A 23,495-nucleotide genomic window follows, 5' to 3' on the forward strand; every position below is an offset into this window, starting at 1 on the left:
TCGTGAGCTATGGTCACATAAACTCGACTTATTCTTGTTGAGCAGGGTGGAGTTTGTGTGAAAGATCCTATTTCTCAACATTGAATCGGCTTGTTGTAATCCTACAGTTACCGTTGATACCGTCACTACAAAGTGTCAGATTTCTCACTGATTGCACTTATTCTCAGTAATTTTTCGATCTTTTTATCGGCTGTAACTGTGAGCCCGATTCTAAATTATTTTCTCCTCCCCTTCTTCTACGCCTACCCAATCAGTTTTATAGGATGAGGAAATTAACTATTTTAAAAATATAACGTTAGCTTGAAGTGATTTAACCAAACAGAAAAGTTTATCGCTCGTGGAACGTGAATATAAATGGATATAAAAATGAACATCAAGCTAACAAAACTGAGCCTAGCTATGGCATCACTTGGGCTTTTGGCAGGTTGTAATGACCCGCTAGAAGTCAACGTGATGGATGGCTACATCGAAAAGGCATCTGTCTGGCTGGACGTCAACGGAAATGGTCGACAAGACCGTTATGAGCCGTCAGCCGTCACTGATAAAGACGGATATGCTGCCATTGATCTTGAAGGTCTGAACATCGAAGATGAAGAGGTTTATCTTGTCGCTAAAACCCAACGAGGCGTATCGATTGACGCTGATATTCCGGGTGTCACTGTGACAAGAGACTATACTTTGATGGCACCGAGTCATTACTCTCTGGTGACGCCATTCTCGACTTACATTGCTGCGCAAATGCAGCAAGGTGTCAGCGAGCGTAAAGCACTGCGCAAACTGCGTCGACAACTCAAACAGCCACATCTTGACGTTGAAAGCGATTATGTTGATCAGCAAGAGGTGGTCGTCGCAAGAAGCGCGAAGGCGTTAACGCAATTACTGCCTGAAACCATTGAAGAGCAGGATATGGAAGCGCTGGCGGATACGTTGGAGCTGGGCAGTAAAGCATTAGGAAAAGAGCTTAAACGTGGCCGTAATGAACTGCTTAACAAGACGTTAATGCTGGATGAGCAAGGTGTGCCGGTTATCGCGCAAGATAGCGATGGTGACGGCGTAGCCGATGCGATTGATCTGTTCCCAACCGATATTAAAGAGTCGGCCGATGCTGATAATGACGGAATTGGCGATCATGTGGATACCGACGATGATAATGATGGTTTCAGCGATGTTGTCGAGTTAGAACTCGCTAGCGACCCTTACTCATCGGCGAGCTTCCCCGCCGATCTTGATGGCGACAAAATTCCAGATGCGCATGATTCGGATATCGACGGTGACGGTTGGAGTAATGAAGAAGAAACTCGTTTAGGAACCGACCCTTACTCAGCATCCAGTCAACCTGCCGATCGTGATGGTGATGGCATTACTGACAGCGAAGACAGTGATATCGACGGTGATGGTGCTGATAATGGCGTGGACGCGTTCCCGGAAGATCGATTTGAAAGTAAAGACACCAATGGCGATGGGCTAGGAGACTTTGCCTCTAGCGACGATGATGGAGATGGGATTCCAGACAGCATCGATCCAAACCCAACCAGCCCAGATAACAGTTCATCCGAGCCTGCGCCTGTTTATTCTGAATCGGTCATTTACTACAAACGAGATGACGGTAATTACGCGGACTGGGGGCTTCATCTGTGGAATAACGCATCTTGTGACGCAGTGTCGCCTGACGTCTTAAACGGCGTAGATTGGGGCAACCCATACACTTGGGGAGAAATTGACCCGCAATATGGTGCTAAGTATGTTGTACCGCTGAAATCCGATCACGGTGCATGTATGAATTTCATCGTGCACAAAGGTGACGAAAAAGCGCTGGGCGGTGATGATCTGAAGGCTGAGTTTGCTAAAGGTAATACACTTTATACGACACACGGTAGCTCAGTCGTTAAATACTCACCAGATGAGCAAATTGTGGTGAAACTTGATGGTGCAGCGGCTCACTGGCTCGATGTTAATTCCATTGCTTGGTTTGATCATAGTGAAGCAGCCAGTTATCAAATCTGGAGTCGTGCTGCGGGTAATGGTGATATCAACCAGCCAGAACAGTTTATCAAATATGACATTTCATTTGCTGGCAACATTGATAACCCTGACTTCCCCCATCTGAAAGATCGTGTCGGATTCTATCTGGATGTCGATTCTGAAACGGCTAAAGCGCTGTTGAAAACACAGCTAATTGCAGTGGCACTTGATGATGAAGGTAAGCCGCTGGTCGCAACTCGTGTCCAGATTCCGGGCGTTGTCGACACGCTTTACACCGCAGGACCAAATGATGCGGATGAAGCAAAACTGGGTAGCTGGATGGAAGGCGATAGTGCGAACTTTGCACTTTGGGCGCCAACAGCTCAAGATGTTGAACTGTATTTGTACGATCAGGATAAAGCGCTAATTACCCAGTCGCCATTCAGTTTGACTCTCGACTCAGCAACTGGCATCTGGCGTTACCAAGGCGATGCTTCACTGAAGAATGTGTTCTATCGTTACCGTGTGAAGGCTTACCATCCGAAAACCGACCACGTTGAGTGGATGATGACCACTGACCCTTATTCTCTCTCTCTGAGCACGTCCAGTCTGTACTCTCAACTGGTTGATCTCACTGATGATGAAACCAAGCCGGCAGGTTGGGACAGTCAATCGATTCCAGAGCTGGAAAATCCGGAAGATCATATCATCTACGAGCTCCATGTACGTGACTTTAGTGTCAGCGACACACAGGGTACGAAAGCGAACAACGGTAAGTATCTGGCCTTCTTAGAAGATGAGCGTGACAGTGTTAAGCAGTTGAAATCGTTAAAAGAAGCGGGCCTGACAACGATCCATCTTCTACCGACTTACGATTTGGCTTCCATCCCTGAAGATCCAGCGAAGACGGTGAACCTGACCGATACCGTAGAAAAACTTTGCGGTATTAATCCTGATGCCAAGCTGTGTAGCGATGGTACTTCACGCGGTGCAACCATTCTGTCTTTGCTAGAACAAACGGACCCTAACAGCGGCGAAGCACAGGCATTGCTCGCAGATGTTCGTCCACTGGATGGATTCAACTGGGGTTATGACCCATTCCACTACAACGCACCAGAAGGCAGCTATGCTGTTGCAACAGATGGCATTTCGCGTATTCGTGAGTATCGTCAGATGGTGCAGAAGCTTCACGATATGGGCTTCAGAGTGGTACAGGATGTTGTCTACAACCACACCTATTCGTCAGGCTTGTATGATAAATCTGTGCTCGATAAAGCGGTGCCAGGTTACTACCATCGCCTGAATCCGATCACGGGTGCTGTCGAGAACTCAACCTGTTGTGATAACACTGCGTCTGAGAACCGCATGTTCGAGAAACTGGTGGCAGACAGTGTAGTGATGTGGGCTCAGGACTATAAGATCGATGGCTTCCGCTTCGATTTGATGGGACACCTGATGAAGTCGAGCATGCTGCACGTGTATGAGAAAACCAAGTTAGTAGATGAAGATACTTGGTTCTATGGCGAAGGTTGGAACTTTGGAGAAGTTGCTGATGGTCAACGTGGTGAAAACGCAACCCAATGGCCGATGGCGGGTACAGGCATAGGGACTTACAACGATCGTCTACGTGATGGTGTACGCGGTGGTGGTCCATTCGATAGTGGTGATGCCTTGCTTGAAAATCCGGGTTTTGCTAATGCGGGTAGCCGATTCAATGATGATCTGAAATCGAAGATGGATCTTATCCGTTACGGTATGACAGGTAATCTGCAAAACTACCCGTTAGAAACGTATAGCGGTGCCACTGTGTACGGTCGTGACTTCCAGTACGGAGGGCAAGGTGCGGCTTATACGCTCGATCCTCAGGAATCCATTAACTACGTTTCAAAGCATGACAACCAAACGTTGTGGGATTTCAACCAGTACAAAGCCGATGCCAGCGCTACGCCAGCAGACCGTGCACGGATGCAGATCGTAGGTCTATCAACTGTAATGCTCGGACAAGGTGTACCATTCTTGCACATGGGGTCTGAATTACTGCGCTCTAAATCCATGGAGCGCGATAGCTACGACAGTGGTGATTGGTACAACAAAGTCGATTTCAGCAAGCAGACGAATAACTGGAACATTGGTCTGCCACGTGCTGACAAAGATCAGGCTAACTGGAGTGCTATCCAATCAATCATTAGCAACCCGAATACCGTGGCAACTCCGGAGCATATTGCTTGGACAGACAAGGTCTTCAAGGAACTGCTGAAGATTCGTTCCGGCACGCCATTGCTTCGTTTAGTGAGTGAAGAGCAAGTCTTGAAGCGTGTACGTTTCCATAATACTGGGCCGTCGACATTACTGGGCATGATTGTGATGTCGGTGAATGATGGGGTGAGTGTAGGCGCAGACCTTGATAGCAACTTCGACTCAATTGTTGTTGTGATTAATGCCAATACTTCAGCACAAACCATTCAGATTGCTGGAGCACAAAGCTTTGAGTTGCATCCTGTGTTGAAAGCCTCGTCTGATTCAGTCGTTAAGCAGGCGAAGTTTGAAGACGGCGCTTTCACTATTCCACCATTAACTGCGGCTGTCTTTGTCCAGACACAAAATGGTGCGCAAGGAGAAGGGCTGAATATTGATAGTAAGCCAGTTGATGTTGCGCCTTACGGTTCTACAAAAGTATACGTTCGTGGCTCAATGAATGGCTGGAGTACCAGTGATGAAATGGCCTATCAGGGTGACGGTGTGTACGCCTTTGAAGGCTACCTCACTCCGGGAGAGTATGAGTTCAAACTGGCTTCTTCTGACTGGAGTACGATCAATCTTGGTTTTGGTGGCTTCTCAACTGGCAACGGTTCCGTAACACTTGAGGATGCAGGTAATGGCAATATCAAGGTGACAGTGACCGAGCAAGGCGTGTACAAATTTACGTTAGACGCTTCAGACCAATCCGCGTTGGTAGTATCTGTCGTAGATACAAATCTTGACTATGCCTGCTATCAGGATGACAGCAAAGCTTGTGATCTGAGGATCTATCAGGTGATGGTGGAGTCATTTGTCGATGGAGACCCAGACCATAACTATGGTGTGGGCTACGGCAATTCGCACCACAATGGAGACCTTCAGGGTGTCATTGACAGTCTTGATTACATTGCAAGCTTAAACGTGAATGCGTTGTGGTTAACACCTGTGTTTGATTCTTGTGCGGGCCAGGCTGGTGATGATCGCCTTGACGCCACAGGCTATTTTGCTTGTGACTACTTCAATGTCGATCCTAAATTTGGCACGAATGAGAAGCTGAAAGAACTGGTTGATGCTGCTCACGCTAAAGGTCTATACGTGCTTTTAGATGGGGTGTTCGGTCATACTAACCTTACTGGTGTGAAACCTTCCCCAACGGGTAAGCTACCAAGCCTGAGAGGGGAAGAGGGTTACCCGGGCATGTATGTGAATTACCCAGATGCAGCGAGTGAAGCCTTCTTCACAGAGGTGGCAACTTATTGGGTGAAAGAGTTTGGTATTGACGGCTGGCGTCTCGACCAATCTTATCAGCTTCCACTTGAGGCATGGCGCAACATTCGAGCTGCAGTAGAGCAAGCCTCACTGGACAATAAGAATGCTGGTAAGCAATGGGGAACACTGGGCTACATGGTCGGTGAAGTCTGGAAAGGTGCAGATGAGATTACGGCAACAACCTATGGCAGTGACTCACAACCGGGCCTTTCGTCGGCGTTCAACTTCCCGTTACGTTACGGCTTAGTTCAAGCTCTGGCGGTTGAAGAATCAGGGGCGAGCAACAATGCCCGTGTTTTGGATGCAGAGTGGAACAGCCGCGCCAAATCGCCTTACCATGCGATGCCAAACTTAATGCTTGGTAACCATGACTTGGTGCGCTTCGGTGACCTGATTCAGCGTGGCAATCTTGGTGAAGCAGTCAAGCGACACAAAGCCGCGTTTAGCTTTCTAGCGGCTTACTCTGGACCAATCACACTTTACTACGGTGAAGAGATTGGTGACGAAGTCGCTAACTTCTCGGACAAGGTCACATCAGATTGTGCTTCTCAGGGGCTGTGTGATGATCATGTCGCTCGCTCAAGCGCGAAAGTTCAAGGCGTGACTGGGGTGACACTGACTGCTGAGCAACAAGATGTGAAAAACTATCTGACTCAAATTATGCAGGTTCGTAGTGAACATCCGGCGCTTTATACGGGTGAACGACGCAACTTATGGTTGGATGACAACCTGTATGCTGACCTGAAAGTGAATGGTGATGAGCAGATCATCTATGTGCTGAACACATCAACATCGGAACAAACACTCAATGTCGATTTAACAAGAGTCAAATCGACAGACGAATTTGAAGACTTGATGAGTGGTGAGCTGATTAATGTTCAGGCAACATCCGGTGCGGTTTCTGTTCCAGCTCTGACAGGGCGACTTCTTTTAATCAAATAATCATTTGTCATAAGAAGTCGACTGAAACGAAAAAGGCTCTCCTATGTGGAGAGCCTTTTGTTTTAGAGTCCAATTATCAATGCAGCTGTTGATAAACATTTAATGGTTGAGCCTTTTGGGCATGACCAAGTCCAACGTTTTATTTCTGGTGAATCACTTGGTTGGTAGGTTTCTTATTCTGAAGTTCGTCCAGTAGTAGCTGTGTGTGAACATAGAGGTAGCTTATCGCCTCTTTTTTCTCGGGCTCTGCGTGAATCAACCGGCACCAGTAGGTTATCTCTTGAAGGCGAGACTCTAGGTCTTCTGTATTCATGATTATTTACCAACAGTAAAAGATACACTTTAGTGTACACATTATGCGTGTGTGTGTATATTTAATTGTTTTTTAATATGATACTGATATCATTTGTTTTTTGGGAGAGGTCGGGCCTCGCTTTATGACCAAAAGGCACATAAATGAAGAACAACAGTGAGCAACTGGACATACTCAGAGACAACATACAGTTTGGCCTAAATAAGAGTAAAGAAACCAAGGCGTCATTAAGTCGCAAAACTGGTGTTACGCGTTCAACTATCTATAAAATACTTGATGGCAAGGTTGAAAGAGTACAGACCTCGACGGTTGAACGCATTGCTAACTTCTTTGGAACAACCTGTCATATCATTCAAAATGAATCCCTAGAAGATCTTCTATCTGAAACACCTGTCGTGTCGGTATGCGGAAACAAGAACCCAATTGCTGTTCCGATTCTGAGTGAAATGGAGTTCGTCCAGAAAAGTGAATATTACATCGGCGACCTGGTTACTGATTATCCCCTGACCTACCACTTTTCTGAAGGGAGTAACATCGTAGCGATTCGAGTGGGTCAGGTTTTGTCTAATTATTTTACCAAGGGCAATCTACTGATTATTGATCGCTCGAATCACAATGAAAAAGAGCTGAGTAAGCTCATTGTTCGCGGTGGTGCATTGCATTCTCTTCCCCCTAACACTTCTCTTTTAGAAGGCGATTTTCTTTTTGGAGTAATACTCGAGGAACGTTTTTGTGTTTAATAAAAAATATAAATTGATTGGCTTTAATGGTGCCCCTGAAATGATGGCTAGCGTGATGATACGGGGAACTGGAAAGGTCGTGAATATGCCCGCTAAAGATCTTATTTCCAGTGAAGTTGCTGATGATCTAAATCGAAATGAATTAGTTGAAGTATGTAAGAAAGTTTATTCAAAATCGAGCTTTGAAGGAGCATACGAGCTAGAGGACAGACATGAAAGTTATTGGATGAGTTACTCTTTTCTCGTACTTTGCCTGTGTTCTCTTTTTACATTGTCAAACATTACCGGAATTAAACCTGTAGAAATATTCAACACAGGCTTAATTGTACCTGCCGCAATATTTCTTTACCCTATTTCATTTATATTTGTTGATATATTAAACGAATACTTTGGTTTAAAGCTCGCCAGAAAAGCCATCATACAATCGACAGTTGTCAATGCCGGGATACTCGTTCTTCTCTATTTATCCACCACTATTCCTAGCATAGGCCCATGGCAAGCGATGGATGAACAGTATACTTCGCTTGTCACAAGCATGACCTCAGTGTTCTTAGCTTCTTTAAGTTCTTACTTTATTTCTGAGAACATCAATGCTTACGTCCTGAACAAAATAAAGATCGCCACACAATCTCGATGGCTTGCCATTCGAGTCATAGCAAGTACCAGTATCGCATCTGTAGTGGATAGCGCACTATTTATTAGTATTGCATTTTTTAATGTACTACCAAATGACGTACTTTTCGTTATGTTTCTCAGCCAGGTTACTATTAAGATCTTATATGCACTGTTCAGTGTCGCGCCCATTTATTTCGCAAGGAAATTGTTTTCCCGCTTAATCAACGTCAAGGAATTAAATAATAATGACAACCTATGATAAGAACCTAGGTAAAAAAAGCGAGTATATCTCTCAGTATCAACCTGAGTTACTCGATCCTATCCCAAGACAAAAAGGCAGAGATGAGATTAAAGACCTTAAGGTCGCTACTCATGCTGGGTATGACTTATGGACGGCTTTTGAAGTGTCATGGTTGAACAATAAAGGTAAGCCGATCGTTGCAATCGCGGAGTTTATTATTCCTCATACGTCCAACAATTTGATTGAATCGAAGTCATTCAAATTGTATTTAAATAGCTTCAATCAAACACGTTTTGAGTCGAAAGATATTGTTATTGAAAAAATGCAGTCCGACTTAACTAATGCTGCTGGTGCTAAAGTGACGGTGTCATTTATGGATGTAGATGAACCGCAACAAACCTCAATAAATAAGCAATTTGATTGCATTGATGGTTTGGATATTACTGTGGACTCGTTTGAGTATGATGCGGATGCGCTATGCGGAAGCACAGTGGATGAGTATGTCTCTGAATCTTTATGTTCTCACCTTTTGAAATCGAACTGTTTAGTGACTAATCAGCCTGATTGGGGAAGCGTATACATCCGTTATACGGGAGCTAAAATCAATCATGAGAGCCTTCTGAAATATCTAATCTCATTTCGTGAACACAATGAGTTTCACGAGCAATGCGTCGAGCGCATCTATTCTGATATCAAACGATGCTGTGCCCCTGAAAAGCTGACAGTTTTTGCGAGATATACGCGACGAGGCGGTCTTGATATCAACCCTTATCGTAGCGACTTTGAAAGTGAAATTTGTTCGGGAAGAAACCCGAGACAGTAAATAACCTAGTTAGTTTTAAAATGAGTCCGTATCGATTTTGAGTCTGTCGAAACGTTTCTCTTAAAGGTCGATAAAACTAACTCGATCTGGACTCGTTGCTTTAATTAAGGCAGGTGTATGTTACTACATCTGCCTTAATACTATCTCTATGCGTTGGCTACTCTCCTCATCATCAATGTGTAACGCCATATTGAGGGAGGTTAATAAAAGCTAATGGGAAGATAGAAATCCAGTTCAAATTGCTCATCCTCATGCAGAAAATGGTTTCTGTGATAATGGACATAGGCAGGTGTTGAACCTAGCTTGAAGCCGGAGTCAGGCAGCCACTGTTCATGAACCTTACTGATTTGAGGAAGCAACTCTCCATACACTCCAGTGAGACGAAACACGGCATGTAATCCACCTGGTATCACTAACTGATTAACCACACCTCGAACCTTGATTGGTTTGTCTATCTCGATACACGCTACGTAGCGACAGTTATCCAGTTCAACCAACGCTGGGTTTGAATGATGCAAACCGTATTGATGTGATGTGTCACGCCCCTCGCTGCTTGCCCACGCATTTAAGACTCGCCAAGCATTTTTTACGGTTCGGCTGTAGCCTACATGGCGAACATAGGCAGCGAGGCGATCGGAGGTTTCACTGATTTTGGGCTGGGGAAGAGTTTTCTTTGCGACGCGATGATAGCCAGCGGCGATTTCAGGATCTTTGAGATAGGGCTTATCGATGTTTTGTTGCTCGTGCTTTCGCCATTCTCCTGGTGAGACACTGAAAGTGGATTTAAATGCGCGGCTGAACGAAGAAACAGAGTTAAAGCCACACTTGTTGGCGATGTCCAATACTGAGGAATGTGGGTCAAACATTAGTTGATTTGCGGCGTACTCCATTCGTGTTCGGCGAATATACTGATGGATGGATTCTCCGACAACCTGCTTAAAAACGCGGTGAAAGTGTTGCTCAGAATACGCTGCGATGTCCGCTAATTCCTTGGCTGGTAAGGATTTACTGATGTCTTTATGAATGTGATAAAGCACGTCATTGATTCGGAATATATGTTGTCGGCTCATAAAGAAAAATAGCATAAATGGACATGTTTAACAGCATAAACGGACATCCTATTTTCATCAATGGGTTATACACTTCATTAACGTCTTTTCGACGATAAAAATTCTAAAATTACACTCAGGAACTGTTATGGAAATCGCTCGCTCCCTGCAACAAATCTCGTCGTCTTATATTCGTGAAATTCTCGCTGCCGCATCGGATAAAAATGTCATCTCGCTTGCGGGTGGCTTACCAGATGAAAGTACATTTCCAATTGAACTAATGAAGCCGACACTAGAAAGCCTTTCATCAATGCCAGAAGTTTTCCAGTACGGAGCAACCGCAGGTTACGCACCACTTCTAGAGTTCCTGACAGAGTATTTTGAGTTGCCAGAGACGCACTCAGTAATGGCGTGTACAGGATCGCAGCAAGGGCTAGACCTGATCGCCCGTGCTTATGTAAACCCAGGTGACAAAGTGGTCATGGAAGCACCTAGCTACCTTGGTGCGATGCAGGTGTTTGGTTTGGTTCAGGCGGATATTGTCACCGTACCTCAGACGGAAGCGGGTCCTGATTTACATGCACTTGAGAAGAGCTTCGCTGAACAGTCACCTAAGATGTTCTACGCTGTACCAGATTTCCATAACCCAACTGGTGTTTGCTGGACCTTAGAAACTCGTCAGAAGGTTGGTGCATTGTGTGAGCAATACAATGTTGTGCTGATTGAAGATGCACCGTACCGTGAACTTAGATTCTCAGGTCAAGCGATTCCATTGGTCTCTGATTTCTGTCCACAACACTCTATTGTGCTGCGCTCTTTCTCAAAGATCGCGTCTCCGGGTCTGCGAGTTGGTGTCGTAAGTGGTAAGAGTGAATATCTTGAGCCACTCATCAAGATCAAGCAAGGTGCTGACTTACACTCAAGTGTCCCTATGCAAGCGCTACTGCTAGGTCTACTGAAACACCAAGGCTTTGAACAGCACATTGGTACGGTTAGAGAACTGTACCAATCCCGCTATGAGAAGCTATTTGCTGAGCTGCAAAAACAGCTGCCAGTTGGCTGCGAAGTGAAGCCTGTTGAAGGTGGCATGTTCATATGGGTGACGCTGCCATCCTGCGATACATTTGCACTGGCAAAAGCGTTACTAGGGAATGGCGTTGCGGTTGTGCCAAGCCCGGTGTTCTATCCAAATGCAGATGAAGCCAAGCCTGCATTAAGACTGAACTACACTAATGCTTCGCCAGAGGAGCTAACGGTAGCAGTAGAGCGTCTTGCAAAAGGATTGAAAGCGTCCATCAGCGAGCCTGAATTGGAAAACGCATAACGAGTAAAGATGTGGCGTTCTAAGCATGCCTTAAACGTCACTTCACCCTGAGAGTTCAATCAAAAGACTAATAAGTGTGTCTAAATCCTGTTTGGTACGCCCTTCAAGTGGGTAACCCATATTGATTCTGACACAGTCAGAGTAGAGATCGAGAGTGGTAAAGAGATGCCCAAGGCGAATATCAATTAGCTGAGTTTCGATTTCACTCTGTAACTGTTTACAGTCCAAACCTGGAGCTTGGATCCAAAGTACCATACCGCCTTGTGGGTTGCTGATCTTTATGTGATTAGGTAATTGAGTGATCAGGTAATCCAGATAGTCTTTTCTTAGCGAAAGTAGCTTTTGCTTTCTGCGTCTGAGTTGCTTAGCGTACTGGCCGGAGTCAATAAAGTCAGCGACAGCAAGCTGAATTGGTGTCGAGATACCATAGCTACTGGCGCCAGACCTGCCTTGATAAATGGACATATAGCGTCCGGGTAAGCACCAACCTAGCCGGTAGCTGGGCGAGAGGCTTTTGGAAACAGATCCACACCAGAGAATATAGCCATTTTGGTCGTAGTATTTGGCTGGCAGAGGAGTATGGCTTGAGTAGGAGAGCTCAAGGTAAACGTCGTCTTCAATCACGGGAACTTGGTACTGATTCGCTAGCAGAGCCAGTGTTTGCTTTTGCTGGGCTGACATACTGATCCCTTGAGGGTTCATATGAGAAGTACAGAAAATCCCTGCTTTAACAGTCCCTTGCCTAAAGTGCCCTTCTAATTGCTCTAAGTCTATTCCGTCGTCTAAAGAAGGAATTTCGACGATTTTTCGCGACATTTGGCCAAGTAATTCGATGATGCCGTTAAAGCAGGGTGAGCTGATCGCGATGGCATCACCTTGCTCGGTACAGGACTCTATTGCCGCTTTTATCGCTGACATACAACCAGCCGTGACGACAATATCACTGGCAGAAAAGTGCACGCCGACTTTAGAAAAGTGAGTCGATAATGCCTGACGCAGCAGAGGCTCTCCCTGAACATCAGGATAGTGGTTGAGTCGGTCGCCCATTCGACGCAAGGCTCGGCGAAAACTGCGTTCGAGCTCTGTTACGGCTTGTTCATCATTAGCGGTACTGGAAACACCTAATGGGCCACGCAGTGCTGAATGTACGGAATTAAAGTGGCGGACTGTTGAAATTGTGCTGACAAACTGCGTGAGTTCAGGTGTCTGGTGGGAGTGCTGGCTAGGTGCGACGAAGTAACCCGCTTGAGGGCGGGACTGGATCCAGCCTTGTGATTCCAGCTCTTGATAGCAACTAACGGCGGTCGACATACTGACAGAGTGCTGCTGTGAGAGTTGTCGTAAAGAGGGCATTTTGTCCCCTTCACACAGCTTAGCGTGTTGAATATCTTCAATGAATTGATTGGCTAACTGCTTATAAATGCTCATCATCATAACAACTGTACTGGTTTTTATTTGAAAAATTGTATCTGTATCCCTTTTTGCTCGCAAGCGATACTCATATTCACAGAATGAATGGAGGGATAACAATGAAGAAAAACGACCTAATACTTGCGATATTCGTCATGGCTATTTGGGGATTCAACTTCTCAATGATCAAAATGGGGATTACCAATGTTCACCCATTGATTGCGACAGCTGCCCGTTTCGCGCTTGCGGTGATCCCGGCGATCTTTTTCATCGCCAGACCAAACGTGGCTTGGCGTTATCTGGTCAGTTATGGGTTAGTGTTTGGCGTCGGGATCTGGGGCATGGCGTCTTGGTCGATTACTGCGGGTTTGTCTTCCGGAATGTCTTCGGTTTTGCTGTCGAGCAACGTATTGATCGGCATGGCGGTCGGGCTTTTTGTCTTTAAAGAAAAGTCGTCACCTCGAAAATTGATGGGGGCTTTGCTTGCTATGGTCGCGCTATTGGTGCTGGTGTCTGCGACCAACGGTAATATTACTGCTTCAGGCCTTATGCTGATTATGATTGGGGCAATCAGTTGGACCTTAATGGGAGTCATCGTTAAAGCTTCCAAAACCAAACAGGCTTTTGCATTTAATGTATGGGGAATGTTGTTTGCCCCTGTACCGCTAGTGCTGTTCGCGACTGCATTGCACGGTGAACAAATCCTTTGGCAAGCTTATGAAAACTGGGATATGAACACGACAATTGCAGTGGTTTTTCAGGCTTACCCAACCACCTTGTTTGGTTACTGGGTCTGGAATCGAACACTGATTAAGTACCCGTTAAGCACCGCAGCACCTTTGACTTTGCTTGTTCCAGTATTCGCTTTAGTTAGTGGCTATTTCATGTATGACGAAGTGCTCTCTGTGCCTCAAGTCATCGCGAGTGCGTTATTTCTGATAGGCATCGGTTTGATTGTAAAACCTGCCACGGAAAAACACGGAGCGGCAAGCGCTAAGTTAGCAGGTCAAAGTCGATGAATGGATTTATTCATTGAGCGAAGATTAAGATGGGTGAGCAGAAATTTGCTCGCCCATTATTTTTGTGAGCGAGAATATTGGTAAGGAACGTTACGTCGTTTGACGGGCGTTGATTTCACAATGGAGGTATTGGTTTCAGCCAGTGAGGATACTTTGTCCAGGATTTCATCCAATTGCTCCATAGTACCGAATCGCATCCGAGCATAAAAACAATCTTCACCAGTGACTTTGTCGCACTCAATAAACTCTGGCGTTTCGATGATCATGGCTTCCAGCTGTTTTATCTTTCCTGGTAGTTGACGCATACGTACGATGGCTTCAAGTGGGAATCCTAAATTTTCTGGTGCGAGTTGAACCCGATATCCTGAAATAACGCCGAACTCTTCCATACGCTTGAGTCGTTCGTTAACGCTCGGAGACGACATTTTCACTTCTCGGGCTAGCTCTGCGACTGGCATTCGCGCGTTATCGTTAAGTAAGTCGAGTAGTTGGCTATCGATGGCGTCCAGCGTCCAATCTTCGTTTTTAAGGTTCTTACGCATATTTGTCTTCCTTTTTTAAGTCTCACTGAAAAATGAGCTTCATTTCGCTATGCCTGTGTGGGGGATTACTTCTTAATCTATGTGTATTACTTAGTAGATTCAAGGGGGATGAATTATGTATAGGAATGATACAGAAGCAGGCACCATCAAAATGATTACCGCTATGGTGTTATCGGGAACCATAGGATTGTTTGTTATTGAGTCAGGTCAGTCGTTTTGGAATGTCGTATTTTTCCGTTGTTTGATCGCAGGCCTGTTTCTGGTTGGTTACGTTAAATGGCAGTATGGTTCGTTTACTGCAGGCCTGAATAGAAAAGTACTTGGGTTGATTCTGGCGGGTGGTATTACTTTGGTAGGTAACTGGGTTTTGCTCTTTGCCTCTTTTGATTATATCCCTTTCTCTATTGCGACGATTGCTTACCACATGCAACCAATTATGTTAGTTGTTGCTGGTTCATTGATGGCAAGGCAATTGCCATCAATGAACCTCATTGTGTGGCTATCAGTAGCAGTGATTGGGTTGGTGTTAGTGACTGATCTGGATCTAACGCAGCTAAGTATTTTGCTGCAAGGTGAAGATGTTGGCAGCCAGCAAATATTGTTTGGGCTGTTATTGGCGCTGGGCGCTGCACTGTTGTACACAGTGACGACATTATTGACCAAAGAAGTCAGCCAAGTATCGCCAAGCGTGATTGCACTTGTTCAGGTCAGTGTGGGTGTTGTCTTACTGTTACCTATGGTGGATTGGTCGGCGCTGCCGAAGGTTCCAGTTCAGTGGGGAGCGTTACTCACACTTGGTTTGGTAAATACCGGATTTATGTACGTCATTATGTATGATGGCTTTCAAAAACTCACCACTCATCTCATCGCCATTTTATCTTTCGTGTACCCCGTGACCGCTTTAGTGGTGGATTACTTTGCCTTTGGTAATGTGGTGAATCTATCGCAAGGTTTGGGAGTCATTGGGATATTGTTGGCTGTATGTGCCGTAAAATTTGACTGGCGGATTGGAGCATTGATGCCAACCGTAAAAAGTCAGCAAAAAACCTAAGTAACTCTTTTCCATTTAATTTGTGTGGTTATTGGTTGCTTTAACCACATTGCAATTGCATATTGCAATGTGGTTGCAATATGCGTTTTGTTTTTTGATTTAATGGCTTTTATTACCCGCTTTTCTCTCAAATCGATCATTAAAGTACGATTTTGTCTCTGGCACATAATTTGTAAACATTCTGTTAAACCCTGTTGCATATCAGCTATCAGAGCCATGTTCAAGAAAGTGTTTGACAGGGTTATTGCATAGAGAATGTGCTCAGCAGCCAATTTTGAGCCCTCTATGCGCTAGCAAAAGAGCAAGATGGCTTCAGAGCCAAGTGATTAAAAAAACAGTATGGTTTTTTAAGTAAGAGAGTTAGGAACCATAAGTGGAAATGTTGGAATTTGTGCCTGTCAGTGGAACGATTCAACGGCTTAAGCAAAAGCAATTAGAACGGACTCTGTCAAAGCATATAGGGCAATGTAGATAATAGATCATCATTCTCGCGAGCTATAAACACCTGCCAACCCAACATTCGCCATATTAGCTCTCACGACATACATTCGCTTGTTACAACGCGGAAGTCAGTGATGTGAATTAAAGTGTTTCGTTAGAAAGGATTGAGGGGATAGGTATGCTATCTAAATTAACCATTGCCCAAAAGGTGTATTTACTTGGGTTTTCCCAATTGCTTGCCATGATGATTATGGGCTGTTTTGCCCTTTATCAAATGAACAAGATTGGTAACGAGCTGGTTGATATCGCTGAAGAAGATATCCCGTTAACTAAAATGTTGACGGTGGTGACAGAGCATCAGTTGGAACAAGCGATTCTGTTCGAAAGAGCACTCATTAAAGCGATCCGCGTTGAGCAAGGAATGGCCCAGATGAGCGTATTCGAAGAAGCCAAGAAAAAGGTTCATGACCTGACGGTCAAAACCGAAAAAGAACTCTATGAAGTTGAAGAGTTCATCGAGAAATCCATACCACTGTTGCACTCAGTTGAGGCGCAAGAAAAATTCGAGAAGCTTCTTGGCAAGCTGAAAGTTGTCGAGAAGTCTTACAGCACGCTTGTTGGTGAAATTGACAAAACAATGGACTACGGCAGCAATGGTCAAATCGAAGAGATGCTTGAGTTCTCTAAGAAAGTGGAAGCACATGAAGATGAAATTGATAAATCGTTGATTTCGATTCTCGATGAGGTGCAAAACTTTACTCTCGCCAGTGCACTGCAAGCTGAAGAGGATGAGAAGTATGCGATCAAGTGGATGACGATCATTGCTTCAGTGTCGATAGTTTTAGGTGTTCTTATGCCTTTCTTGGTCACACGTGCTATTCGTACGCCAATCTTAAATTTAATTGATAGATTAAAGCAGGTTGCTGAAGGCGATGGCGATTTGACTATTCGACTCGACGATTCTTCTCGAGATGAAACCGGAACAGTAGCGAATGCGTTCAATCATTTTTTAGGTGTGTTGATAGGAACAATTTCGCAAATCAATGGACAGGCGCGAGAGCTTGGTGGATCTTCACAAGTTGCCGTTACCGCTATGCAGCGTACGTTGCAAAACGTTGAAAAGCAGCGTTGCGATATCGAGCAGGTGGCGACAGCGATTAACCAAATGAACGCGACGACACAGGAAGTGGCGAACAGTACGGCCAACGCGTCTTCGGTGACTGATGAAGTTCGAAAACGCGTCATGGATGGTCAGAAAGAAGCGCTAGCAACTCAGGAGGTTATCCAAGAGCTGGCAAATGAGGTCACCACATCATCTGGTGTGATTGAAAACCTTGTTTCCGAGACCAACAATATCGGGCAAGTACTGGAATCTATTCAAGGTATCGCTGAACAAACTAACTTGCTTGCTTTGAATGCTGCCATCGAAGCGGCTCGCGCAGGTGAAACAGGGCGTGGCTTTGCGGTGGTTGCGGACGAGGTTCGCTCACTTGCTCAGCGCACTCAAGAAGCAACGGTGGATATTCAGCAGCTAGTCGATACGTTGCAGTCTGAAGCAAGAAATGCTGTTTCGAGTATGAAAAAGGGGACAGATACCGCAAAACTTTGTTTAGAGAAGAGTTCAGAATCTGCCAATACTTTTTCAATTGCTGCAGAATCAGTCAATCAGATCGCAGGGCTTAACTTACAAATTGCTGCTGCGGCTGAGGAGCAATCAACGGTTACTCAAGATTTGGATAATAACTTGACCAGCATTAAAACTCTTGCAGAAGAAACCGCGGAAGAAACGAAGAGTACAGCCATGGCAAATGAAGCAATCGCCAAACATGTCAATGACTTACACTCTAATCTCAGCAAGTTTAAAGTTTAGGAGCCTCCTCCTAAATAGCATCAAGGCTAGTGTATTACTCTAGCCTTGGTTGTATTGATTCTTATACTTGTGCAGTAAGTCTATCGAAATGTGGCAATAATCGTCTGGGTAGAGGGTCAGGCGATCCTGATGCTCGTCATCGCTTTTGACATAGTTGGTCAGCGGAAGTATCTCTACAACAATACGTTCGCGATCTGAACGAGACTCCATAAAGTCCTGAGCCTGAGTTAAATGCTTATGGTTTATGCTATATACGCCAGTCCGGTATTTTTTACCGATATCTTCGCCTTGCTTGTTGAAGCTGTATGGATCGATAATTTCAAAGAAGAAATCCATCAATTCCAGAACTGATACTTTTTCAGGGTCAAACTGAGTGCGGACGCATTCTGCATAGCCATCATATTCCCCTTTGGTATCCTGACTAGTGCCATTGGCTCTCCCGGCTTCAGTTAGTAATACTCCTGGCAGGTGCTTCATAAACTCCTGTACACCCCATAAGCAGCCACCAGCAAAATAGATTTCTTCCATTACGTTATCTCTTGAGATTCACTGCCGTGTATTAGAGCAAAACTGCTCCAAATGCTCTACGCCTTTTTACTTTTTAAAACGGTCATCTGAACAGTGGTTTAAAGCTTTAAACTTTTTTCTTGATACGCGCCTTCGAATTTCAAAGTAGAAGGCTCTTAAATCGCCATTTTGATGTCTTAAATTGGCGATTTTAGGGTGTTTTAAGTGCTTGATGTTTAAGGTTTTATTTTTATGGAAAAACAACGGCTTAGAGTGCTAGTCTTGCGCCAACTAAGGAGAACACATGTCTATAAAAGATCAGACGTATCATCAACAAGACTTCTCTCATCAGGACTTACAGCAGCAGGTGTATGAGGGTTGTCAGTTCATTAAATGCAACTTTGACCGAGCGGATTTACGTGATGCAAAGTTTATCAACTGTAAATTCATTGAAGCGCAAGCGCTGGAAGGGTGCAGCTTCCAATATGCCAACCTCAAGGATGCCAGTTTTGAAAACTGTATGTTAGCCATGAGCCAGTTTGTTGGTGCAGATTGTTTTGGTATCGAATTGAGAAAGTGCGATTTAAAAGGTGCGAACTTTCAGCGTGCGAATTTTGTGAACCGTATTAGCCATTCAGCTTACTTTTGTTCGGCGTACATAACAGGGTGTAACCTGAGTTACACCGACTTCGAGCGCGCATTACTAGAAAAGTGCGAGTTGTTTGAAAATCGTTGGAGTGGTGCCAACCTGTTCGGAGCCAGTATGCTGGGTGCGGATTTGTCGCGTGGTGAATTCAGCAAAGAGCAGTGGGGCACATTTAACTTGGAAAGCGCAGACTTAACTCATATTGACTTGGAAGGTTTAGACATGCGTAGGGTCTCACTTAGTGGTGTGAAGATCTGTGATTGGCAGCAAGAGCAGTTACTGTCGAAGTTTGGTTTGATTGTCATTGCTTAAACCTATGCCTCACCAAGGCAGTTCTTCACCGCTATAAGAAAGAAAGCTGCCGCTGATATCTGATGTTGCTTCAGAAATGATCTTGACGAGATCTGCGGCCACTCTATCAGGTTCAAACAGTTTTCCCTCTGGTACATTGGCTTGAAAAGGTTTTGATAATTCGGTGTCCGTTGTGCCTGGATGCAGTGAAAGAACACATGCTTTGGGCATAGTTCTTCCCCATTCAATACTGAGGGTTTTAAGTAGCATATTGAGTGCCGCTTTAGATGAGCGATAGCTATACCAGCCTCCCAATTGATTATCTTTAATGCTGCCGACTTTGGCTGAGATAGTTGCGAGCTTTGGCTGGCTGCTATGCTTCAAGGCGCTTTGAAAGTGTTTGGCGATCAACATAGTCGGCATCGCATTATTCATGATGTTTTTCAGGTAAAAATCGGGATCAAATGATTTGAGGTTCTTTTCGGGTCCGTGGTGCTTATCATGCAACAATCCAACCGCGTTAATAATCCAATCTAATGACTTTATTTCATTAGCTAGCAATTGTATTTTCGCTTCGTTTGTTACGTCCAGTTGATGCCAAATGATTGCTTCATGTGAGCCCGGTGGTCGAGTATTTCTATAGGTTGCGTGCACTTCTATCGAAGGGATTGTTTGCGCTAAATGCTGACAAATTGCGTGGCCTATGCCACCGTTTCCACCAAAAATTAGTATTTTCATTGGATACCCTAAAATTAAGCAGTGTGGTAGAGGGATATATGTATAGCTATGAGTCTGATTTGTTCTTACGTATTCTAGGTGAGGGGAGTTTATTGCTTACTTTGTTAAATACGGATTATTTCTGAGAGTTATGACTTTTTTAGTGATTTGTTGTGATTTCCTTCACGTAAACGGTAAAGAATTACACTGAACCCTATAAAAAATGGTGCCTTCTTTCAACGTCATAAATCTATAAGCTAACTTTATATGAGCTAGGTTTCTTAATTTAGAGCGGGTTTGTTATGCCACTTGTTAAATGGAATTTATTGGCTTTAGGTCTTGGCTCTGTATTGATAGGTGTAGCGGCTTTTGGGGTCGTTAAATATGAATGGCAGGAAGAGTCTAGTAACCACAAAATAAGGGTTGGTGTCTCTCTGACCCCACTCTCTTCGCCTTTTCTAATTGCTGAGCATCTCGGCTTTTTTGAAGACTATGATCTTGATGTTACTCTTTACCCCTGTGTCGGAGGCCTTGCTTGCACTCAACTGATGCTAAATCGTGATGTAGAGTATGCGACGGCTTCCGAATCCGTAGTCATGTTCCAGAGTTTCGAACGCAATGATTTGGCCCTGCTGGTCAGCTTTGTTGAATCCGACAATGATTTGAAACTGCTGACGCTGAATCCTTCTGGAATCAACGATTTAAGCGCTTTACAGGGTAAAAGGGTGGGCGTGATAAAAGGTAGCTCCAGTGAGTTTTATTTTGATTCTATTTTAATCGCCAATAATCTCAAAAGTATCGATGTCGAAAAGGTCTACCTTCAGCCTCATGAGCTGGTTCCCGCTTTATTGTCTTACCGTGTAGAGGCCATTTCAGCATGGGAGCCTATGGGGTATAAAGCGGATATTCTATCTGCAGCTGAAGTGGTGAATTTAGGGACTCCAGGGGTTTATCAACTCTCTTTCAACTTACTATCGACAACACCTTATCTCGAGTTTGCTGGCAAAGAACCCACGTATTTATTACAAGCCATTGATGACGCCGTAGAGTGGATTAATGCCAATCCTAGTAAGGCTCTAAGCATCATTACCAAGCGCCTAAATATTCCAGAAAATCAGGTTAAATGGTCTTGGGAGGACTATGTTTTCCGCCTGTCTTTGGGAAATTCTTTACTTTCCAACCTGCAATATCAAGCAAGATGGGCAGTAGAGAGTGAGTTGGTCGCGAATGAACAACCCGATTTTAGAAACCTTTTTTTTACTCAACCCTATCAGCAGACCATTGCTTTGCGAGAGTAAGCCATGTTGGACTCACTGTTTAAGAAGTTGTTTGTTTTATCGACCACTACACTGATGCTGACTTTGTTCATCATTATCTCTTTTGCAAAAGTATCGGAAGAGCAACGTAAGACAAAAGCCGAGCTGGATCAGATCATTGATTTGCAGTTGTGTGTCGATTTGCTCAGAAGTCAGCTGTGGGTTTTTCTTCAATTTGGTGATGAGCCTAGCCTTAATCAAGTCGAGTTAGCTCAGGCGGAATTAGCAACGAAATTAACTGCCTATAAACAAAATAATAGTCTGCTGGGTAATATCCAACGTATGAACCGCAGCTTGAACGCGCTGCTGAATAAAGAGAAACAAGTCTACTTCTTATCAATTAATGGCTTGGATGATCAGAACTCTGGGAATATTAATGCTCGTGGGTTGCTTCACTCTCGCTACAATATGATTGTTCAGAATATGACGGAAGAGCTCGCTTATGTTCATCAGTCGGTACTTAATCGTAATGCAGATAGCCTTCACCAAGTGATGACCTATGTCGCAGCTTGGTTGGTCATCTGCTCCATCTTAGTCAGTGCAACGGCTTGGTTAATTGCTTTTCGCTTCAAATCAGGTGCAAAAGCCATGAAAAACGCGATGGTTGATTTGGCTGAAGGGAAATTAGACTCGAAAGTAGAGGCAGTGAAAATGGACACCGAGTTTCGAATCATGGCGCAGTTTTTTAACCAGATGACGTTGTCATTGTGTGAAACTACGGTGACTAAGCAAGAGTTGGAAGAGGAGGTGATGCGCCAAACGCAGCAACTTAAGCATAAGCAGGAACAACTGATCTTTTTATCTGAACATGACCCACTGACTAACTTAGTTAATCGCCGAGCTTTTGATAAAGCACTAGAAAATGCCATCGTGAAAGCGAACCGAACTCAATGCAAGCTGGCTATTTTCTTCATTGATTTGGATGACTTTAAATCTGTGAATGACACCTTTGGGCATGAAGCTGGAGATGCCATTCTTATTGAAGTTGCCTGTCGTATTACTGCCGCCATTCGAGAGTCTGATTTTGCAGGACGCTTTGGTGGCGATGAATTTGTTATCTGTCTTGATCTGTTGCATGATTTTGAAATTGTTGCGAAAAAGGCAGAGCAATTACTGGATGCGATCAACGCACCAATTGAGTTTAATGGCCGAACACTTAACGTTGGGGCGAGTATAGGTGTCAGTTACTTCCCTGATCAAACCAAGAACAAAGAGGTGTTGTTAAGTATGGCGGATGAAGCCATGTACAGAGCAAAGCGGATGGCAGGTTCGGTTTGTTTTGATGGTAAAACAACCGTTTGTAAAAAAGGTTCTCAATCAGTCAGGTTAACATCAATCAATGATTAATCTGGTTATCAACCTCGTTTGAAATTGCTAAATAGTGTTAGGGCCTATCTTAAGGAATTGTAAACCTTCTTAAACACTCAGCTATTAACAGATTTAACGCATTATCTCGACATTATTGTCAATTATCGACATCTTATCCGCGTTTGGCTCATGCATAATTTGTGAGCCGTATTAGGATAGGAAGCCAAAATGGATAAAGAACATAGTTTGCGTGAGAACTTACTCGCGCTGATTTTAGGGAGTGCTCTGGTTTCACTTGGAGTAATTTTCTTCAATAAAGTCGGTTTGCTAACTGGTGGTACCGCAGGGCTATCGATATTTCTGACTAAGGTAAGCGATTTCAGCTTTGGTCAGGTGTTTTTTGTACTTAACTTACCGTTCTATGCCTTGTCGATTACCCGTATGAGCTGGCGGTTTACCGTGAATACTTTTGTCGCTGTCAGCATTGTTTCCCTTGCTGTCGATCATCTCCATCATGTCATAGAGATTGCTCGTATCGAGCCTGTATACGCTGCTCTGCTAGGAGGAGGCTTAATAGGTATGGGGATGTTGGTTATCTTCCGTCATAAGATGAGTCTAGGAGGGTTTAACATTCTCGCGTTATTTCTTCAGGAGCGTTTTGGTATTCGAGCGGGTAAAGTCCAAATGGCGCTCGATTGCACAATCGTTGTTTTATCTCTGTTTATTGTCGATCTTTCTCTTATTCTGCTTTCAGTAGTTGGCGCCATTGCCACAAATCTAATCTTGGCAATGAATCATAAACCGGGTCGTTATCAACCCCAGCAACCCTCAGCATCATAGATAAAGCAGTTAAACGGCTTA

18 protein-coding genes are annotated in these 23,495 nt (G+C 44.4%); 12 read left to right on the forward strand and 6 right to left on the reverse strand.

All coding sequences use genetic code 11. The features are described from left to right. The first annotated feature begins 366 nt into the window (after positions 1-366). Positions 367-6,411: a pullulanase-type alpha-1,6-glucosidase gene (gene pulA, locus L1D31_RS05250; RefSeq protein ID WP_239836006.1), complete on the forward strand. Its 6,045-nt coding sequence runs from the start codon at positions 367-369 to the stop codon at positions 6,409-6,411. Positions 6,412-6,550: 139 nt separating this feature from the next. On the opposite strand, the gene L1D31_RS05255 is transcribed toward pulA, so the two are convergent. Continuing rightward, positions 6,551-6,724, reverse strand: a complete 174-nt coding sequence (locus tag L1D31_RS05255; protein ID WP_006961415.1) for a hypothetical protein — start codon at positions 6,722-6,724, stop codon at positions 6,551-6,553. A gap of 143 nt (positions 6,725-6,867) precedes the next feature. On the opposite strand from L1D31_RS05255, the gene L1D31_RS05260 reads away from it, so the two are divergent. The 3 genes from L1D31_RS05260 to queF are packed head-to-tail and all read left to right on the forward strand — an operon-like array spanning position 6,868 to position 9,143. After that, entirely contained in the window at positions 6,868-7,464 is a 597-nt protein-coding gene (locus L1D31_RS05260) for a helix-turn-helix domain-containing protein (RefSeq protein ID WP_038159868.1), read from the forward strand. Beyond that, positions 7,457-8,338 carry a queuosine precursor transporter gene (locus L1D31_RS05265; protein WP_006961413.1) on the forward strand — a complete coding sequence of 294 codons (882 nt, stop codon included), beginning with the start codon at positions 7,457-7,459 and terminating at the stop codon, positions 8,336-8,338. Before L1D31_RS05260 ends, L1D31_RS05265 begins: the two co-directional genes overlap by 8 nt. Continuing rightward, positions 8,325-9,143, forward strand: coding sequence for an NADPH-dependent 7-cyano-7-deazaguanine reductase QueF (queF, locus tag L1D31_RS05270; protein WP_239836007.1), 819 nt, complete (start codon positions 8,325-8,327; stop codon positions 9,141-9,143). Before L1D31_RS05265 ends, queF begins: the two co-directional genes overlap by 14 nt. Before the next feature lie 200 nt (positions 9,144-9,343). Here the strand turns inward: queF and L1D31_RS05275 are convergent, their stop codons facing one another. After that, on the reverse strand, positions 9,344-10,213 hold the full coding sequence (locus L1D31_RS05275; RefSeq protein WP_239836008.1) for a GyrI-like domain-containing protein: 870 nt from the start codon (positions 10,211-10,213) through the stop codon (positions 9,344-9,346). Between the two features lie 127 nt (positions 10,214-10,340). On the opposite strand from L1D31_RS05275, the gene L1D31_RS05280 reads away from it, so the two are divergent. Then, positions 10,341-11,516, forward strand: coding sequence for a PLP-dependent aminotransferase family protein (locus L1D31_RS05280; protein ID WP_239836009.1), 1,176 nt, complete (start codon positions 10,341-10,343; stop codon positions 11,514-11,516). Between the two features lie 42 nt (positions 11,517-11,558). On the opposite strand, the gene L1D31_RS05285 is transcribed toward L1D31_RS05280, so the two are convergent. Beyond that, positions 11,559-12,944, reverse strand: coding sequence for a PLP-dependent aminotransferase family protein (locus L1D31_RS05285; RefSeq protein ID WP_239836389.1), 1,386 nt, complete (start codon positions 12,942-12,944; stop codon positions 11,559-11,561). 101 nt (positions 12,945-13,045) lie between these two features. Between L1D31_RS05285 and L1D31_RS05290 the strand changes: the two genes are divergently transcribed. Beyond that, positions 13,046-13,945: an EamA family transporter gene (locus L1D31_RS05290; RefSeq protein ID WP_239836010.1), complete on the forward strand. Its 900-nt coding sequence runs from the start codon at positions 13,046-13,048 to the stop codon at positions 13,943-13,945. 56 nt (positions 13,946-14,001) lie between these two features. Here the strand turns inward: L1D31_RS05290 and L1D31_RS05295 are convergent, their stop codons facing one another. Continuing rightward, positions 14,002-14,487, reverse strand: coding sequence for an Lrp/AsnC family transcriptional regulator (locus L1D31_RS05295; RefSeq protein WP_038159838.1), 486 nt, complete (start codon positions 14,485-14,487; stop codon positions 14,002-14,004). A 115-nt stretch (positions 14,488-14,602) separates the two neighbouring features. Between L1D31_RS05295 and L1D31_RS05300 the strand changes: the two genes are divergently transcribed. Both L1D31_RS05300 and L1D31_RS05305 read left to right on the forward strand, forming a co-directional pair. Further along, positions 14,603-15,538 carry an EamA family transporter gene (locus L1D31_RS05300; RefSeq protein WP_239836011.1) on the forward strand — a complete coding sequence of 312 codons (936 nt, stop codon included), beginning with the start codon at positions 14,603-14,605 and terminating at the stop codon, positions 15,536-15,538. 619 nt (positions 15,539-16,157) lie between these two features. Beyond that, positions 16,158-17,849, forward strand: a complete 1,692-nt coding sequence (locus L1D31_RS05305) for a methyl-accepting chemotaxis protein (RefSeq protein WP_239836012.1) — start codon at positions 16,158-16,160, stop codon at positions 17,847-17,849. Between the two features lie 39 nt (positions 17,850-17,888). Here the strand turns inward: L1D31_RS05305 and L1D31_RS05310 are convergent, their stop codons facing one another. After that, positions 17,889-18,377 (reverse strand): peptide-methionine (S)-S-oxide reductase, encoded by a 489-nt coding sequence (locus tag L1D31_RS05310; RefSeq protein ID WP_239836013.1) that lies wholly within the window; start codon positions 18,375-18,377, stop codon positions 17,889-17,891. Positions 18,378-18,660: 283 nt separating this feature from the next. Here L1D31_RS05310 and L1D31_RS05315 point away from each other — a divergent pair, with 283 nt between their 5' ends. Further along, a complete protein-coding gene (locus L1D31_RS05315) occupies positions 18,661-19,314 on the forward strand; it encodes a Qnr family pentapeptide repeat protein (protein WP_239836014.1) in 654 nt (217 codons plus the stop codon). Positions 19,315-19,323: 9 nt separating this feature from the next. Here L1D31_RS05315 and L1D31_RS05320 read toward each other — a convergent pair whose 3' ends face one another. Continuing rightward, entirely contained in the window at positions 19,324-20,031 is a 708-nt protein-coding gene (locus tag L1D31_RS05320) for an SDR family oxidoreductase (RefSeq protein WP_239836015.1), read from the reverse strand. A 281-nt stretch (positions 20,032-20,312) separates the two neighbouring features. On the opposite strand from L1D31_RS05320, the gene L1D31_RS05325 reads away from it, so the two are divergent. The 3 genes from L1D31_RS05325 to L1D31_RS05335 all read left to right on the forward strand — a co-directional run bounded on the left by L1D31_RS05325 (position 20,313) and on the right by L1D31_RS05335 (position 23,474). Continuing rightward, positions 20,313-21,308 (forward strand): ABC transporter substrate-binding protein, encoded by a 996-nt coding sequence (locus L1D31_RS05325; RefSeq protein WP_239836016.1) that lies wholly within the window; start codon positions 20,313-20,315, stop codon positions 21,306-21,308. Positions 21,309-21,311: 3 nt separating this feature from the next. After that, entirely contained in the window at positions 21,312-22,673 is a 1,362-nt protein-coding gene (locus L1D31_RS05330) for a diguanylate cyclase (RefSeq protein WP_239836017.1), read from the forward strand. 189 nt (positions 22,674-22,862) lie between these two features. Further along, entirely contained in the window at positions 22,863-23,474 is a 612-nt protein-coding gene (locus L1D31_RS05335; protein ID WP_239836018.1) for a YitT family protein, read from the forward strand. Positions 23,475-23,495: the final 21 nt, after the last annotated feature.

Source organism: Vibrio sp. Isolate23, assembly GCF_022398095.1.
Taxonomy (GTDB): domain Bacteria; phylum Pseudomonadota; class Gammaproteobacteria; order Enterobacterales; family Vibrionaceae; genus Vibrio; species Vibrio coralliilyticus_A.

Excerpts from the sequence above, each read along its gene's own strand:
- L1D31_RS05300 (WP_239836011.1), top strand. The coding sequence starts at position 14,603 with ATGTATAGGAATGATACAGAAGCAGGCACCATCAAAATGATTACCGCT.
- pulA (WP_239836006.1), top strand. The coding sequence starts at position 367 with ATGAACATCAAGCTAACAAAACTGAGCCTAGCTATGGCATCACTTGGG.
- L1D31_RS05290 (WP_239836010.1), top strand. The coding sequence starts at position 13,046 with ATGAAGAAAAACGACCTAATACTTGCGATATTCGTCATGGCTATTTGG.
- L1D31_RS05320 (WP_239836015.1), bottom strand. The coding sequence starts at position 20,031 with ATGAAAATACTAATTTTTGGTGGAAACGGTGGCATAGGCCACGCAATT.
- L1D31_RS05285 (WP_239836389.1), bottom strand. The coding sequence starts at position 12,944 with ATGAGCATTTATAAGCAGTTAGCCAATCAATTCATTGAAGATATTCAA.
- L1D31_RS05255 (WP_006961415.1), bottom strand. The coding sequence starts at position 6,724 with ATGAATACAGAAGACCTAGAGTCTCGCCTTCAAGAGATAACCTACTGG.
- L1D31_RS05295 (WP_038159838.1), bottom strand. The coding sequence starts at position 14,487 with ATGCGTAAGAACCTTAAAAACGAAGATTGGACGCTGGACGCCATCGAT.
- L1D31_RS05280 (WP_239836009.1), top strand. The coding sequence starts at position 10,341 with ATGGAAATCGCTCGCTCCCTGCAACAAATCTCGTCGTCTTATATTCGT.
- L1D31_RS05310 (WP_239836013.1), bottom strand. The coding sequence starts at position 18,377 with ATGGAAGAAATCTATTTTGCTGGTGGCTGCTTATGGGGTGTACAGGAG.
- L1D31_RS05315 (WP_239836014.1), top strand. The coding sequence starts at position 18,661 with ATGTCTATAAAAGATCAGACGTATCATCAACAAGACTTCTCTCATCAG.
- queF (WP_239836007.1), top strand. The coding sequence starts at position 8,325 with ATGACAACCTATGATAAGAACCTAGGTAAAAAAAGCGAGTATATCTCT.
- L1D31_RS05275 (WP_239836008.1), bottom strand. The coding sequence starts at position 10,213 with ATGAGCCGACAACATATATTCCGAATCAATGACGTGCTTTATCACATT.
- L1D31_RS05305 (WP_239836012.1), top strand. The coding sequence starts at position 16,158 with ATGCTATCTAAATTAACCATTGCCCAAAAGGTGTATTTACTTGGGTTT.
- L1D31_RS05330 (WP_239836017.1), top strand. The coding sequence starts at position 21,312 with ATGTTGGACTCACTGTTTAAGAAGTTGTTTGTTTTATCGACCACTACA.
- L1D31_RS05260 (WP_038159868.1), top strand. The coding sequence starts at position 6,868 with ATGAAGAACAACAGTGAGCAACTGGACATACTCAGAGACAACATACAG.
- L1D31_RS05325 (WP_239836016.1), top strand. The coding sequence starts at position 20,313 with ATGCCACTTGTTAAATGGAATTTATTGGCTTTAGGTCTTGGCTCTGTA.
- L1D31_RS05335 (WP_239836018.1), top strand. The coding sequence starts at position 22,863 with ATGGATAAAGAACATAGTTTGCGTGAGAACTTACTCGCGCTGATTTTA.